The organism is Aquimarina sp. MAR_2010_214, assembly GCF_002846555.1.
Lineage (GTDB): Bacteria > Bacteroidota > Bacteroidia > Flavobacteriales > Flavobacteriaceae > Aquimarina.
The window spans coordinates 5153929-5169135 of the sequence record NZ_PJMS01000001.1; the positions used below are offsets into that span (position 1 = coordinate 5153929).

At 33.3% G+C, this 15207-nt stretch carries 16 protein-coding genes; 11 read left to right on the top strand and 5 right to left on the bottom strand.

What is annotated here, in order from left to right:
* Nucleotides 1-6 precede the first annotated feature (6 nt).
* The gene (locus ATE84_RS22060) at nucleotides 7-345 is read right to left on the bottom strand and encodes a thermonuclease family protein (protein ID WP_101450004.1); all 339 of its coding nucleotides are present in this window, start codon (nucleotides 343-345) and stop codon (nucleotides 7-9) included.
* Between the two features lie 200 nt (nucleotides 346-545).
* Entirely contained in the window at nucleotides 546-872 is a 327-nt protein-coding gene (locus ATE84_RS22065; protein ID WP_101450005.1) for a helix-turn-helix domain-containing protein, read from the bottom strand.
* Between the two features lie 162 nt (nucleotides 873-1034).
* Between ATE84_RS22065 and ATE84_RS22070 the strand changes: the two genes are divergently transcribed.
* The 6 genes from ATE84_RS22070 to ATE84_RS22090 all read left to right on the top strand — a co-directional run bounded on the left by ATE84_RS22070 (nucleotide 1035) and on the right by ATE84_RS22090 (nucleotide 7152).
* Nucleotides 1035-2603 (top strand): hypothetical protein, encoded by a 1569-nt coding sequence (locus tag ATE84_RS22070; protein ID WP_101450006.1) that lies wholly within the window; start codon nucleotides 1035-1037, stop codon nucleotides 2601-2603.
* Between the two features lie 42 nt (nucleotides 2604-2645).
* Entirely contained in the window at nucleotides 2646-3566 is a 921-nt protein-coding gene (locus ATE84_RS22075) for a tyrosine-type recombinase/integrase (protein WP_101450007.1), read from the top strand.
* Nucleotides 3566-4459 carry a site-specific integrase gene (locus ATE84_RS22080; protein WP_101450008.1) on the top strand — a complete coding sequence of 298 codons (894 nt, stop codon included), beginning with the start codon at nucleotides 3566-3568 and terminating at the stop codon, nucleotides 4457-4459. The genes ATE84_RS22075 and ATE84_RS22080 overlap by 1 nt, the downstream gene beginning before the upstream one ends.
* 27 nt (nucleotides 4460-4486) lie before the next feature.
* On the top strand, nucleotides 4487-4639 hold the full coding sequence (locus ATE84_RS26355) for a hypothetical protein (RefSeq protein ID WP_158237254.1): 153 nt from the start codon (nucleotides 4487-4489) through the stop codon (nucleotides 4637-4639).
* A gap of 1001 nt (nucleotides 4640-5640) precedes the next feature.
* Entirely contained in the window at nucleotides 5641-6651 is a 1011-nt protein-coding gene (locus tag ATE84_RS22085; protein ID WP_101450009.1) for an RHS repeat domain-containing protein, read from the top strand.
* Nucleotides 6652-7152 carry a hypothetical protein gene (locus ATE84_RS22090; RefSeq protein ID WP_101450010.1) on the top strand — a complete coding sequence of 167 codons (501 nt, stop codon included), beginning with the start codon at nucleotides 6652-6654 and terminating at the stop codon, nucleotides 7150-7152. It begins immediately after the preceding gene.
* 78 nt (nucleotides 7153-7230) lie between these two features.
* Here the strand turns inward: ATE84_RS22090 and ATE84_RS26835 are convergent, their stop codons facing one another.
* Nucleotides 7231-7359 carry a thermonuclease family protein gene (locus tag ATE84_RS26835; RefSeq protein WP_101451181.1) on the bottom strand — a complete coding sequence of 43 codons (129 nt, stop codon included), beginning with the start codon at nucleotides 7357-7359 and terminating at the stop codon, nucleotides 7231-7233.
* A gap of 556 nt (nucleotides 7360-7915) precedes the next feature.
* Complete coding sequence (locus ATE84_RS22100) at nucleotides 7916-8227, bottom strand: helix-turn-helix domain-containing protein (RefSeq protein ID WP_101451183.1); 312 nt, start codon at nucleotides 8225-8227, stop codon at nucleotides 7916-7918.
* A 121-nt stretch (nucleotides 8228-8348) separates the two neighbouring features.
* Here ATE84_RS22100 and ATE84_RS22105 point away from each other — a divergent pair, with 121 nt between their 5' ends.
* From ATE84_RS22105 to ATE84_RS22120, 5 genes are all read left to right on the top strand, one after another.
* The gene (locus ATE84_RS22105) at nucleotides 8349-9866 is read left to right on the top strand and encodes a hypothetical protein (RefSeq protein WP_101450011.1); all 1518 of its coding nucleotides are present in this window, start codon (nucleotides 8349-8351) and stop codon (nucleotides 9864-9866) included.
* Nucleotides 9867-9973: 107 nt separating this feature from the next.
* Nucleotides 9974-10900 (top strand): tyrosine-type recombinase/integrase, encoded by a 927-nt coding sequence (locus ATE84_RS22110; protein WP_101450012.1) that lies wholly within the window; start codon nucleotides 9974-9976, stop codon nucleotides 10898-10900.
* 4 nt (nucleotides 10901-10904) lie between these two features.
* Nucleotides 10905-11792: a tyrosine-type recombinase/integrase gene (locus ATE84_RS22115; protein ID WP_101450013.1), complete on the top strand. Its 888-nt coding sequence runs from the start codon at nucleotides 10905-10907 to the stop codon at nucleotides 11790-11792.
* A 20-nt stretch (nucleotides 11793-11812) separates the two neighbouring features.
* Entirely contained in the window at nucleotides 11813-11965 is a 153-nt protein-coding gene (locus tag ATE84_RS26360; RefSeq protein ID WP_158237317.1) for a hypothetical protein, read from the top strand.
* 960 nt (nucleotides 11966-12925) lie between these two features.
* On the top strand, nucleotides 12926-14299 hold the full coding sequence (locus ATE84_RS22120) for an RHS repeat domain-containing protein (RefSeq protein WP_101450014.1): 1374 nt from the start codon (nucleotides 12926-12928) through the stop codon (nucleotides 14297-14299).
* A 413-nt stretch (nucleotides 14300-14712) separates the two neighbouring features.
* Here the strand turns inward: ATE84_RS22120 and ATE84_RS22130 are convergent, their stop codons facing one another.
* Nucleotides 14713-15051, bottom strand: coding sequence for a thermonuclease family protein (locus tag ATE84_RS22130; protein ID WP_101450016.1), 339 nt, complete (start codon nucleotides 15049-15051; stop codon nucleotides 14713-14715).
* Between the last annotated feature and the right edge of the window lie 156 nt (nucleotides 15052-15207).

Below are 15207 nucleotides of genomic sequence, written 5' to 3' on the forward strand. Positions count from 1 at the left end.
AGAGCTTTATTTTTTGTATAATTTGGCTACGTTTTTATCAATAAGGTAATCAGACATATTGGTGTCGTTATAGATCACTTCTGCAATGTATCGAGCATATTGGTCTTTGTTTTGTTTGGTCGTAGTAATGGTCACGATCGCACCCTCTGGGCAGAACTTTCTGGCTACTGCTCTGGCGTGTTTTGCTTGTCTTTCTCTGTATGCTACAGTATCATGCATCTCTGGGGCATCAATACGAGCCAATCTTATCTTTTGTGTGGTCTGTACATAGAACCCTAAATCGATCTCTACTTGCAGGGTATCACCATCGATCCACCTAACAACTCTGGCTTTATAATTAAACATAGCATTAAAAGTACTACATTTTTATACATGAAAATGTAATTTGGTCAAAAAAGGAGGTCAAAAAAGCATCAAAATACCGTTGTAATAAACTGTATTATAGTTGTTTATGAAATAACACTACATTTTTAAGGTCAAAAATGCATGCTCATTATATATAATATAAATAGATAGGTTCTATTTTGTAGGAATATTGTTATTATTTATAAAATAGATTGAATCTTACGTTTAGCAATAAAAGCATCTATAACAGAAAATATATGTTCTTTATCTTCTTCTTCAAATTTAGAAACTTCTAAAATACGGTCACGAGTATGTTTATCCATCTGTACATCAGCTTTACCAGTAAGGTAATCTAGGCTTACATCAAGTATATCGGCTATTTTACGAGCAATCTCAATAGAGGGTAATACTTCATTACGTTCATATCTACCTAATACATTTTTATGAATACCAAGCTTAGTAGCCAAGTCTGTTTGTGATATACTTTGTTCTTTTCTAAGTTCTACAACAATACTTCCAAAATTCATAAAAAGAAACTCTATAAGGGTTTTAAACCTTGATTATTACTAATAAGCAAATATATAGAAACTAAATCGGTTCTTCAAAAACTATAAAGTTTGCATAATAAAACTAAATTGGTATCTTAGCACCTAATTAGTTGTCAAATATATTTTCAAACTTTTTTAGCAATGTTAAATACTACTAACCCGAATAATTACGAATACACAACAAAGCACTTAGAAATCTATATTCTGGGTGGTATCAAACTGAATCATTTAGAAGCGTTACGGGTTACACTAGGAATTAATAAAGTGAAATCAGAAACCAAACTACGTCACAATGTAGATTTATACAATGATAACCAAGTAGAGAAACTGGTTAGAAAAGTAGCAGAACGTATAGAAATAGGTACAAGTGTTGTTCGTAATACATTACAAGAATTAACCAATGAACTAGAACAATACCGATTAAGTCAACTTGATATTGATGAAAACGAAATCCCAATCAAAGAACTATCAAGTACAGAAGAAAAGAATACAATTAAGTTCTTAAAATCAACTGATTTACTCACTAAAACCAATGAATTGATTGAACAAAGTGGTGTAATCGGAGAAGAAACCAACAGATTATTAATGTATCTAATCTTTACAAGTCGTAAAAGCTATAACCCATTGCATTGTATAAGTTTAGGAACTTCTGGATCAGGGAAAACACATTTACAATCCAAAGTAGCCGAACTTATACCCGATCACGAAAAAGTAGAAATTACCGTATTATCAGAAAATGCTTTTTACTACTTCAACCGTACAGAACTACGAAACAAACTTATACTTATAGAAGATTTAGACGGAGCAGAATCTGTACTCTATCCACTTAGAGAATTACAATCCAAACGAAGAATAACAAAAACGGTAGTTCATAAAGACAGAAAAGGAACTACCAAAACGATACATCTAACTGTAGAAGGCCCTGTAAGTGTTGCAGGTTGTACCACACAGGAATCTATCTACGAAGATAACAGCAACAGGAGCTTCCTTTTATACATCGATGAATCAAAAGAACAAGATCAAAAGATCATGTATTATCAACGATTGATTAGCGCAGGAAAAGTAAATATCGATGAAGAACTCAAAGCAAAAAACATGTTACAGAATGTACAAATGTTATTACAACCTGTTAAAATCATCAATCCCTATGCAGAGTTTTTAGAACTGCCACAATCAGTATTTAAACCAAGAAGGACTAACACTCACTATCTACAATTCATTGAAGCCATTACCTTCTATAAACAGTACCAAAGAGAAAAACAATATGATCAAAATACAGGCGAAGAATATATAGAAACTACTACCCAAGATATAGAAGAAGCCAACGAAATCATCAAAGACGTATTATTACATAAAAGTGATACCATCACAGGAGCAGCCAGAAATCATTTAGAAAAGCTTAAAACTTATTTAAAAGAAAATAACCAGACAACATTTACTAATGCCGAAATCAGAAAGCAGCTACATCTTAAAGAAAGTACATTACGAGGCTATCACAAACAACTACAGGAAGAAGGATATATAAAAAGAATGAGGCATAAAAAGACCAAAAGTTATTGCTTTGAAATCACCGATATGAAGGAATATGATTGGCTCAAATCCAGTATTGACAATGCTTTAAAGAGTTGCATACTACAGATACAACTCGCAACCCCGCAACCAACCCGCAAGTCACCTAGTTGCGAATCCAAAAGTAAGAAAGTCAGTTAATTAACTACTACTCGCTACAAAATCACAAAAAACACATACCCTATGAAAAAAAGTAAGCTACAAAATGCTAGCTATAGAACTCTATTGACCAATTTTAGTGAATGGTTAGATATCTTAGGCTATAGTGATGCCATGCAAAAGAACTATCCTGCACAACTCTGTGAGTTCTTCTACTGGTTAGAGCAAAACGATATTACTCATATTGATTATATACAAGATCATCATATCAGGAATTACTACAACCATTTAAAACAACGACCCAATAAGACAAGAGGTGGCGGACTAAGCAATATCTATCTTAATAATCACCTGCAATCCTTACACAAGTTTAGGGAATACTTAAAAAAGCACAATGCAAAACCCTTTAATCTACCCATCAAAAGGGAAAAGGAAACTATAGCAGAAAAGCTAAATATAGTATCGCAAGAAGAAATCAAAGACTTGTTTATGGCAACGAGTTACAGCAATCCATTACCAAGATTTAGGGCAAGACAAAAAGCAGTATTAGTCTGTTTGTACAGTTGTGGTATGCGAAGAAATGAAGTGTTGAACATAGAAATATCAGATATCCTTTTTGATAAAGAACGAATCTACGTCAGAAAAGGTAAAAACTATAAAGAACGTTTTATCCCAATCAATTTATACAATCTAAATATCCTGGAAGATTATATATATGATAAAAGAATGGAGTTTAATAAATCCAGTGAAAGCAACTATGTTTTTATTACCGAACATAGTATCAAAATGAGTGGAGCTACTTTAGAAAACGATTTAAAACAGATTATAAAAGCTACAGAAGATAGAATACTACTCGAAAAGAAGATCACACCACACGCATTACGCCACAGTATCGCTACCCACTTTTTACAAGCAGGCATGAAGATCGAGGATATACAACAGTTTTTAGGACATAGTAGCCTAGAATCCACACAAATCTATACACATATTTTAAAAGAAAACTAATGGAATATCGAGAGTATTTACACCAAGAAAATTATAGTAAGACCACAATAGTACATTATCTAAAACGTATTACAGAATTTACGGGATGGCTTAAAAAGCGAAGGATTACAGCAAGCGAAATCGATTATAAAACCTGTATGAAATACATCAAATACCTACAACAAAAAAAGATCAAACCCCAAACGATCAATAACCACTTGGTAACAATTAGAAACTATTTTGATTACCTGATAGAGAGAGCAGAGCGAAGCGAAAACCCATTAGAAGATGTATCTGTAAAAGGCACTGTAAAAAAGATGTTGCACAATCTTTTAGAGCCAGACGAACTAGAAGATTTATACTACAGTTATGAAACCGAGAAGTTTAATAGGAACGCTAACGGCTTTGCTAAATATGCAGCAAAACGTAATAAAATTATTGTTGGGCTAATCGTATATCAAGGTTTAAATGCTACCCATCTAAAAAGCCTAAACTTAGAAGATGTACAATTAAAAAAAGGTAAAATCTATGTTCCTGCAACCCGTAGGAGCAATGCCAGAGAAATAGAATTAAAACCTTGGCAAATCATTGATTTTATCGAATATCTAGACCAAATCCGACCACAAATAGCCAAAAACAACGATCTGCACAATCAAGAATTATTAATCCCACAAAAGTGCTTTAATGATATGTTACGAATAGGAATCTTAAAAAGGTTAAAAAAGATCAATCATAAAGTCATTAATGTAAATCAATTACGAGCCTCTGTAATCTGTAATTGGTTAGGCCAATACAATATCCGTAAAGTTCAATATCTGGCAGGACATAAACACATCGGTTCTACAGAATCCTATAAACAAAACAATCTGGAAAGCCTCCACGAAGCTATTAACCAGTTCCATCCAATACATTAAGCAAATTAAACTACAAAACCCATCCTTATGAAAATAGAACTTATCATTACCGACAAAGAGGAATTAAATTATTTACAAAGTTCCTTAGCCGCAGCAATACATCAATTAGCCATATCAGAAAAAAACCATGAAGATAGTATTTATTGGTTATCACAAATCTTACTTTTATCTTACGAGTAGTATAATAATCAAGTGACTCCCTACGGTCGGCATATTATTATGGGCGCAGACAAAAAAGTCTTTGCCCATAAGCTGTTATAAGGAGTTCCTTCGTCACTCGTTCCCTGCTTCGCCAGTTGCTATCGCACCATAATCACTTCCTCGCCTTCGGTCGTCAGCAATTATTACTGGTCTTCGCGGGACTCCTTCCTCCATCACCCGCAGCTACTTTTTTGCTTAAAAACAATAAGGTACGCTATCGCTAAATACTAAATTAAGCAAAACCGCTACTTCATGGGCTACGCCGCTTAGTCGCAACCTAGCCGATTATTTATGTGGAAGTTAATATTGTGATAAATAAGAAAACATAAAAATCGTCTGGCACACAAAACCACTACGTTCCTTTTTGTGTGTCGGTTGCTCCACTACGCTTTGGCTACGCCTTTGTCTTCTGCGTTCGCCACGCAGGCATCTTCAATCGCCAGATAGCTATGATCAATCTTGAAGCTGAAGCACTACACTTACAGCCTTTGCGCACTTCAGCTTCAAGATCAATCGATCTTACTCAAACGGAAAATATTTTAAGAAAAAGTGGAATGCGGTGGCTGATGTAGTAGGTCTTCCGCTTTTTATTAAAATACTAGCCTTAATGGCGATTGAATGACCCCACAATGCTTAGAATCACGTCTACGACACGATTATATGTGTATAATACTATATATCTCTCCTAAAAATAGCTTGTTAGAAGTCAAAATCTTTAAGTGTAGTAGTCGGTGCGCGGCTATTTTATATAAACCCTGTTATAGACCCTGACAACGGAAGTGCGGGTATAATAAGGATTATGTAAAGATAGCTTTGATCATGCGGCTGGCATTAGAAGTAACAAATACAGAATACTGTAATGCAAGTACACTCTAAATTATTATTTTAGCATAGCAGACAGATAGATGATAGGTAGGACGTTCTTTTTTTTTAGCAGTTTTAACAGGTGTCTGGGAAAAATGTGACCGCAAAATTTATTTTTGGGCGTAAATGGTGACCATTTAGGCAATATCAGATTGTCTTATAAAGATGCTGATAAGAACGGTTCTATTACTCAAAGTGAGATTATAGAAGAGAAAAACTACTACCCCTTTGGACTACAACATAAAGGATACAACTTTACTACAAATGGTAGAAAACATAATTATAAATTCCAAGGTCAAGAATTAAACCAAAGCCTAGGTTATAATATGTATGAGTTTGAACTTAGACACTATGACGCTACAATTGGTAGGTTTGTGACAACAGATCCGTACGAACAATTTATGTCTCCTTATCTGGCAATGGGTAATAATCCTATTACCTCCTTTGATCCAGATGGCGGATATTGCCTTGATGCAAACGGTAATCAAATAGCTTGCCCTGATGATGCTGGAGATCTTTATGATGATGTAAAAGATAGCGAAACGAATCATATTGAAATTTTAGATGAAGCTATTGTTGATGGAGGTGGAGATGATTCTTCAAATAGTGGAAATATAGATCTAGCCTTTTATGGAGGAGAAAAGATTGCTTCTTCTATAGGAGATATGGATGGTTTTGATAAGCTTTTTGCAGAAGCACAAGATAATATACCTTGGTTGTTTGGTAGAAGAAAATCTGATGATGGATATTTTTTTGTTGATCCAAGTGGAAATTCAATAGGAATTGCCCCGATGACAGGGATAGCCCCAGGGCCAAGTGGGTCTTTAAAAGTTGCTAAAGCAGCAAAGAGTACGAAAAATATATTAAACCTAAGGAAACTAAAGGTAAAAAATCCTCTTCCCTCTTTAGATGCTACGGGTAAAGTTCATGGAACATTACCTAAAATAAGAGATCTTTCTAAATATACTAAAGATGAATTAAAGATATTGTTGAAAGAACTTAAGTTAAGCGTCCAAAGAAGAATTAAGGTTACTTCACGTTTAGGACGAGATCGAGCTCATGGACAGAGGCAGGGAGCTGAACAAGATTTAATAAAATCAATAGAAAAACATCTAGAGAATAGATAAATGAAACGATTAGAAGAAATAGAATTGATGTTAATTTCTGAATTACAGAGTAATATAAGTAATATTGAAAACTTAGACTCAGATTTAGAGTATTATAATGAAATACTAGGTGATAGCTCATTTTTATTAGGAGGTCTTTTGGATGTATTATTAAAACCTGATAATGATTGGGATTCAAAAAAGTGGATCGATGATAGTCTATTAACAAGGATTAAATCAGAAGGCAATAAGTTGTCTATATCTGGTATTATGATTTGGGGAATAGAAAATATTACTGAACAATGGACGGATCCTTTTTATTTTGAAGTTAAATTAAAAGAAAATAAGCCTGATTTTGATGAATACACTTTTTTGTTTTGTGATTTAGATAAATCTGAAATCTCTTATGAAGATTTTAGTATGAATCGTAATTATTGGAATCCTACAGAAAGAAACTGGAAATATATAATAAATCAGAAAAACCCAACCCCGAGCTCCGCAAAGTCTCCTGACTTAGCGTGATGCTTAAAGGGGTGTAATAGTATAAAAAATCCACAGCAGTAATGTTGTGGATTTTTTTTGTTTTTAAAGTATAGAGCTTTATTCTTTGTATAATTTAGCTACGTTTTTTTCAATCAAATAATCAGACATATTAGTATCGTTATAGATAACTTCTGCAATATATCGTGCATATTGGTCTTTGTTTTGTTTGGTTGTAGTAATGGTAATGGTAGCACTGCTCTACGAATGTCTCCTGACTTCGTAGCGGTACGGTAAGTAATAAATATAAGAAGCAGTTACAGGCATTAAGTTTGTAGCTGTTTTTATGTTTTATGCAGCATTTAACGGCTACATTTTTACATACAAAAATGTAATTTGATCAAAAAAAGGGTTTAGAAAAGTGTTAAAATATATGTATAATCAATTGTTTTTAAGCTAGTTGAAAATAAATATTGCGTTTTTGATATTAAAAATGCATGTGGCTTATTTATAGTGTGAAAAAAGAATCTAGAGTCTGAAGGAACATAGTTGTTATTTATTGGATAGACTTAATTTTATGTTTAGTAATAAAGGGGTCTATATCAAAAAACATATAGAAATTAAATCGATTCTTCAAAAACTAAAAAGTTCACAAAATAAAACTGAAAATGGTGTCTTAGTATCTAATTAGTTGTCATAAATATTTTTAAAAATGTTCCTAATCCAAGCCATTACAGTTTGAAAGTATTACTTTTAAGTATGAAATCTGACTTTTAAGTAACTAACAAAAGTTATTCACAAATGGTTATTTTTTCGCTACTAATTTTTTTACTAAGTCAAAAATTGATTTTTTTTCTTCATTAGAAAGCTTTTCTAGAAGTCGTATATTTTCTTTTAAATTATCATCATTGTTGGTAGCTTGATAAGAAAAAAATAAATCTGATAAATTTATATTTAAAGCTTTTGATATTTTTTCAATAGTAGAAATTCTAGGATCAACAATGTCTCTCTCAATTTTTGAATATTGAGATTGATTCATGCTAATAGAGTCAGCTAGCTCTCGTTGAGAAATGTTTTTATTTTCACGTAACTCTTTTATTTTGCTTCCAATTTTCATCAAAACAAAAATACTCATTTAAAGTAAAAAAGTATCTAAATGTACTATTGATATCATTTTTTAGTTTTTTATATCAAATATTTTATATATTTGAGTACTTTTAAGTACTAAATATATAAAAATGCTCAATACGACCAATCCAAACCATTACCAGTATACCACAAGACACTTAGAAATATCAATCTTAGGCGGTATCAAACTCAATCATTTAGAAGCGTTACGGGTTACACTAGGAATTAATAAAGTGAAATCAGAAACCAAACTACGTCACAATGTAGATTTATACAATGATAACCAAGTAGAGAAACTGGTTAGAAAAGTAGCAGAACGTATAGAAATCGGTACAAGTGTTGTTCGTAATACATTACAAGAATTAACCAATGAACTAGAACAATACCGATTAAGTCAACTTGATATTGATGAAAACGAAATCCCAATCAAAGAGTTATCAAAAAAAGAACAGCAAACCGCAGAGAAGTTCTTAAAATCAAAAGACCTACTTACCAAAACCAATGAACTGATTGAACAAAGCGGTGTAATCGGAGAAGAAACCAATCGATTATTAATGTACCTGATCTTTACCAGTCGTAAAAGTTATAACCCTTTGCATTGTATAAGTTTAGGAACTTCTGGATCAGGGAAAACACATTTACAAAGTAAAGTAGCCGAACTCATCCCAGATCATGAAAAAGTAGAAATTACCGTATTATCAGAAAATGCTTTTTACTACTTCAATCGTACAGAATTACGAAACAAACTGATACTTATAGAAGATTTAGACGGAGCAGAAAGTGTACTCTATCCATTACGAGAATTACAATCCAAAAAGAGAATTACCAAAACGGTGGTACATAAAGATCGAAAAGGAACAACCAAAACCATACATCTAACCGTAGAAGGCCCTGTATGTGTTGCAGGCTGTACTACTCAAGAATCTATTTACGAAGATAATAGTAATAGAAGCTTCTTATTATACATCGATGAATCAGAAGAACAGGATAAAAAGATTATGGAATATCAACGATTACTCTCAGCAGGCAAACGAAATGTTAAAGAAGAATTTGAATCCGCACGTTTTTTACGAAGTGTACAACGATCGTTAAATATAATATCAGTACGAAACCCGTATGCAGAATACTTAACGCTGCCTGCATCCGTATTTAAACCTAGAAGAACTAATAGTCATTACTTGCAGTTTATAGAAGCCATTACCTTTTACAAACAATGGCAACGTAAAAAGAGAACAGATAAAGAAACAGGCGAGATGTATATAGAAACTACACTTGAAGATATCGAAGAAGCTAACGAAATTATCAAAGAAGTATTACTACGTAAAAGTGATTTAATTACAGGAGCAGCCCGAAACCATCTGGAACGATTAAAAACCTATCTAAAAGAATCAGGACAAACCACTTTTACTAATGCTGAAATACGCAAGCAACTACACATCAAAGAAAGCACATTACGTGGCTATCACAAACAACTACAGGAAGAAGGTTATATAAAACGTATAAAGAAGAAGAAAACCAAGAGTTATTGTTTTGAAATCACAGACATGCGAGAGTATGATTGGCTTAAAGCCAGTATTGATAATGCTTTAAAAGGTTGCATACAACAAATCGAACTTAACTTATCATAAACTCGCGAACCGCAAATAACTCGCAACCTATCTACTTGCGAAGATAAAGAGAAGAAATACAGCTTATTAACTACTTCTCGCTAAAGAATCTTAAAAAACACATACCGATGAAAAAATTAAAGTTAGAAAACTCTAGCTATAAAGCTTTATTGCCTGAATTTAAACAATGGTTGGATATATTAGGATATAGTGTTGCCACTGTAAAATACTCGCCCATTTATCTGCAAGAGTTCTTTTATTGGTTAGAACAACAGCACATAAAACACATTAATCAAGTTACCAGAGCAAACGTTATCCAATACTTTGATTACTTAAAAGAAAGACCTAACCAAAATACAGCAGGGGCATTAAGCAAGAATTATATAAATGGTCATTTAAGTGCATTAAAACGGTTCAATACGTATTTAAAAAAGCACAGTCATAAAGGAATATCCATACACTTACATTTTGAAAAGACTGATAAATTACACGCATCCGATATTGTCACAGAATCAGAAATCAAACAACTTTTTAAAGCTACACAATACAGTAACCCTTATGAGCATATACGGCTTAGAGATAAAGCAATCTTGGTAGTACTCTACAGTTGTGGGCTTAGAAGAAATGAAGCAGTACACCTTGATCTAGCAGATGTACTTTTTGATAAAGAAAGACTTTTTGTACGACAAGGCAAAAATTATAAAGAGCGTTACGTGCCTATCAATGGGTATAACTTGCGCATACTGGAAGATTATATATACGAATCTCGTGCAAAGTATTACAAAGCTAGTGAGAATGAAGCCTTGTTTATCAATCATCAAGGTGGTAGAATGGGTGGTCAGAGTTTTAAGCTACGCTTACGGGCTATTATCAAAGCGACAGAAAATGAAGAACTCATAGAAAAAAAGATTACACCTCATAAACTAAGACATAGTATAGCTACACATCTACTAGAGCGTGAAGTGCCCATAGAAGCGATCAGCCAGTTCTTAGGACACAGTAGTTTAGAATCCACACAAGTATACACCCATATCCTTGAAGAGTTAAAAATATAAACTTATGAATTACAGAACCTATTTAGAAAAGCACCAGTATAGCGAGAATACTATTGTAATCAATATTTTACGTGTTAAACGGTATGAAGACTGGACAAAATCTTATAGTATTAAAATAGAACGAGTAACGTATAAAAATCTATTAACCTATGTAACTTATTTAAAAGAAAGCAAAAAATACAAACGCCAATCCATTAATCTAGAGTTACGAGCAGTCAAATTATATTATGATATGCTCATTGAGAAGAATGAAGTAGTTGAAAACCCAGCAGAGAATCTAACCATACGAGGAACCCGTAAAAGTATCATCAAAGATATTTTAAGTGAGGAAGAGTTGGAAGATCTATATTATTCTTACGATATCGAACATCACGATACCTTTTTTAGAGCAACCAAACAACGAGATAAGGTAATAGTTGGATTAATGGTATATCAAGGTGTTACAGCAGTAGAACTCTATCAATTAAAGGAAGAACACCTAGAACTTACCAGAGGTAAAATACACATCCCATCTACTCGAAGAAGTAATAGAAGAACCTTAAAACTACAACCATCACAGATCATGGAACTGATGGAATATACTACCAAGACTAGAGCATATTTATCAAAACGAAACAATGCAGCTAATGAAGAACAATTATTTTATGGAAGCCTAAACCTTATTCACAGTATTACGGGAAGAATCATCAAAACTTTAAGAAACTACAATCGTAGTGTAAAAAGTTATGGTCAAATACGATCAAGTGTTATTGTAAATTGGTTCGCTAAGAATAACCTTCGACAAGTACAGTATATGGCAGGACATCGTTACATCAGTTCTACAGAAAGATACTTACAAGACGACCTTGAAAACCTACACGAAATCATTAACAACTTCCATCCAATAAATTAAGCATCACAAAAACCATCCTTATGAAAATAGAAATCATCATTACCGACAAAGAGGAATTAAGTTATTTACAAAGTTCCTTAGCCGCAGCAATACATCAATTAACCCTATCAGACAAAAACCATGAAGATAGTATTTATTGGTTATCACAAATCTTACTTTTATCTTACAAGTAGTATAATAGCCAAGTGATTCCCTACGGTCGGAATATTATTATGGGCGCAGCAAGAAAAATGCTTTGCCCATAAGCTGTTATAAGGTGTTCCTTCGTCACTCGTTCCCTGCTTCGCCAGTTGCTATCGCACCATAATTACTTCCTCACCTTTGGTCGTCAGTAATTATTACTGGTCTTCGCGGGACTCCTTCCTCTATCACCCGCAGTTCTCTTTTTGTATGATTAAGGAACGCTAACGCTATGAGTTTATATATATAAAACCGCTGCTTCATGGGCTACGCCGCTTAGTCGCAACCTAGCCGATTATTTATGTGGAAATTTATATCTGATAAAGAAGAACACATAAAAATCGTCTGGCGCACAATCGCCCTACGGGACTCTTTTTGTGCGTCGGTTGCTCCACTACGCTATGGCTACGCCCTGTTCTGCATGCATGCAGCTTATCTTCAATCGCCAGATGGCTATGATTAATCTTAAAGCTGAAGGTCAGCAGCAACTGCCGTTGCGCTCTTCAGCTTTAAGATTAATCGTTCTTACTCGGAACGGAAGACTATTTTAATAAAAAATGGAATGCGGTGGCTGTAGTGGCTGGTCTTCCGCTTTTTATTAAAATACTAGCCTTAATGGCGATTGAATGACCCCACAACGCTTGAAATCAGGTCTACGACACGATTATATGTGTATAATACTATAATATCTCTCCTAAAAATAGCTTGTTAGAGGTTAAAATCTTCAATAATAGCAGTCGGTGCGTGGCTATTTTATATAAACCCTGTTATAGCCCCTGACTTTGGGAAGTGCGGGTATAATAAGGATTATGTAACATAGCTTTGATCATACGGCTGGCGATAGAAAACCTACTTTTTATTTTAGTACTTTTGTGACAGGTAAATGATACCGAAAACGTTCTTTAAAATTTTGCTTCCAGTGAACTATACCGAGCAAAAAAGGATGCCGATTTTTGTTTTTTTGCATAGGCTATGCAGTTAATGGTAACATGATCAAAGATCAAAACAAGGGGATTACAGGGATTACCTACAATCATTTAAATCTCCCTAAAACAGTTACTATAAATAATGCTTCTCATAATGGAAATATTACCTATATTTACGATGCCACTGGAGTGAAATTAAAAAAGATCACAACAGAAGGAAGTTCATTAACAACAGAGTATGCCGGGAATTACATCTATAAAAATGGTACTCTTGAGTTCTTTAACCATGCAGAAGGTTATGTAGAAAAAGAAGCAGATGGATATAAGTATGTATATCAGTTTAAAGATCATTTAGGCAATATCAGATTGTCTTATAAAGATGCTGATAAGAACGGTTCTATTACTCAAAGTGAGATTATAGAAGAGAAAAACTACTACCCCTTTGGGCTCGAACACAAAGGATACAACTTCGCTGTGAATGGTAGCAAACATAACTATGGGTTTAATGGTATAGAATTTACTGAAAGTTTAGACCTGAACCTTTATGAAATGGATCTTCGACAATATGATCCTGCCATAGCTCGATGGACTTCTATAGATCCTGTTACTCATTATTCTAATTCTACATATAACGGTTTTGATAATAATCCTGTGTTTTGGGCTGATCCTAGTGGGGCATCAGTTGAACAAACTGAAAATGGAACTACATATACAGGTGAAGATGCTAAAGTTGCATTCCTTAATTTAAGGAAGCAGTATGGTAGTGGAAACTCAAAGAATGAAGAAGAAACAAATCCTCAGGATGATATCACAGTTAATTCTGAAGGGGTTGTTACGAATGTTGTTAAGAATAATGATCCAAATAGATTTTTTGATGAAGATGGAAACGAATTGTCTTTTCACGATTCTGAAGGAGTAGATAAGCCATATATAACAGGAACATATAGGAGAGGTGATCGATTATTCTATTCAGTTTCCACAGAACAAATGAATGAAGAAATAATGAATAGAGGCCTTATAATGCAAAGATGGCTTTCAAAAAGAGGTGGTCCTCAAAGTGGAGTTTATTATATGTGGAGTTTATTTTCTGCTAGAAATAAAGGACATGGGGATTTTGATTTTGCGGAACAATATTTAGCGGATTTAATTGAAAACCCTTCACTTAATACGGGGAGAAATAGATCAAGTACAACTTATAATGATGGAGCTGGTTTTTTTAGACTTGGTAATACGAACAACATTTATAATTTATATGATGCTGGTAATTATATGTGGGGAAAAGCAATGGGAATGTCAGGATTCTCTTATGGAGAAGTAAGAATAGGTTCACAAGCTAATGAAACATTTAGAGATAGTAAAGCTGACCAAAGAGCAATTAAAAAAGGATTTAATGGAAACTAAACTAAAAAGAAACACGTATCTATCATTATTATTTTTCATATTAGTGATTTTGACATACCTATTGCGTGATTTTATTGATGATAATTATTATAGAAAGTTTTTGAGTTGGACAACATTATTTATTTTTTATCCGTCGATACTTTTATCTGTATTTTTCTCAATTAAAAGTTTTAATTTGATTTATAATAATAAAGAATTGGCTCAAAAAAACAAATGGATTATACTTAACTCTTTAAGTATTATTTTTGCTTTATATTTTATTGTTAAAATAATTTTGGTAATGTCTAAACCTGTATAATAAAGCCCGATAGCGCGGATTTTTGTAATCCGTGAAACATACGAGTAAGAAAAAAGGGAAAAACCAGTTACATTGATTTGTAGCTGGTTTTTTATGTTTTATAAAGTATAGCGGTTTATTCTTTGTATAATTTAGCTACCTTTTTATTGATAAGGTAATCAGACATATTAGTGTCGTTATAGATTACTTCTGCAATATATCGTGCGTATTGGTCTTTGTTTTGTTTGGTGGTTGTAATGGTCACGGTAGCACCTTCTGGGCAGAACTTTTTGGCTACTGCTCTGGCGTGTTTTGCTTGTCGTTCTCTGTATGCTACGCTATCTCCTAACTCTGGTGCATCAATACGAGCGAGTCGTATCTTTTGCGTGGTCTGTACATAAAATCCTAAATCAATCTCTACTTGCAGGGTATCACCATCGATCCACCTAACAATCTTTGCTTTATAATTAAACATAGCCTTAAAAGTACTACATTTTTGGGTGTGAAAATGTAATTTGGTCAAAAATAAGGTTCAAAAAAGTATTAAAATATCGTTGTAATAATTTGTATTGTAGTTAGTTACGAAATAAAACTACATTTTTAAGGTCAAAAATGCATGCGGATTATATAT

What these genes read in the sequence shown, in the direction of transcription:
- ATE84_RS26360 (WP_158237317.1), top strand. Translation starts at nt 11,813, where the DNA reads ATGAAAATAGAAATCATCATTACCGACAAAGAGGAATTAAGTTATTTA.
- ATE84_RS22065 (WP_101450005.1), bottom strand. Translation starts at nt 872, where the DNA reads ATGAATTTTGGAAGTATTGTTGTAGAACTTAGAAAAGAACAAAGTATA.
- ATE84_RS22075 (WP_101450007.1), top strand. Translation starts at nt 2,646, where the DNA reads ATGAAAAAAAGTAAGCTACAAAATGCTAGCTATAGAACTCTATTGACC.
- ATE84_RS22105 (WP_101450011.1), top strand. Translation starts at nt 8,349, where the DNA reads ATGCTCAATACGACCAATCCAAACCATTACCAGTATACCACAAGACAC.
- ATE84_RS22070 (WP_101450006.1), top strand. Translation starts at nt 1,035, where the DNA reads ATGTTAAATACTACTAACCCGAATAATTACGAATACACAACAAAGCAC.
- ATE84_RS22115 (WP_101450013.1), top strand. Translation starts at nt 10,905, where the DNA reads ATGAATTACAGAACCTATTTAGAAAAGCACCAGTATAGCGAGAATACT.
- ATE84_RS22060 (WP_101450004.1), bottom strand. Translation starts at nt 345, where the DNA reads ATGTTTAATTATAAAGCCAGAGTTGTTAGGTGGATCGATGGTGATACC.
- ATE84_RS26355 (WP_158237254.1), top strand. Translation starts at nt 4,487, where the DNA reads ATGAAAATAGAACTTATCATTACCGACAAAGAGGAATTAAATTATTTA.
- ATE84_RS22090 (WP_101450010.1), top strand. Translation starts at nt 6,652, where the DNA reads ATGAAACGATTAGAAGAAATAGAATTGATGTTAATTTCTGAATTACAG.
- ATE84_RS22080 (WP_101450008.1), top strand. Translation starts at nt 3,566, where the DNA reads ATGGAATATCGAGAGTATTTACACCAAGAAAATTATAGTAAGACCACA.
- ATE84_RS22100 (WP_101451183.1), bottom strand. Translation starts at nt 8,227, where the DNA reads ATGAAAATTGGAAGCAAAATAAAAGAGTTACGTGAAAATAAAAACATT.
- ATE84_RS22130 (WP_101450016.1), bottom strand. Translation starts at nt 15,051, where the DNA reads ATGTTTAATTATAAAGCAAAGATTGTTAGGTGGATCGATGGTGATACC.
- ATE84_RS22110 (WP_101450012.1), top strand. Translation starts at nt 9,974, where the DNA reads ATGAAAAAATTAAAGTTAGAAAACTCTAGCTATAAAGCTTTATTGCCT.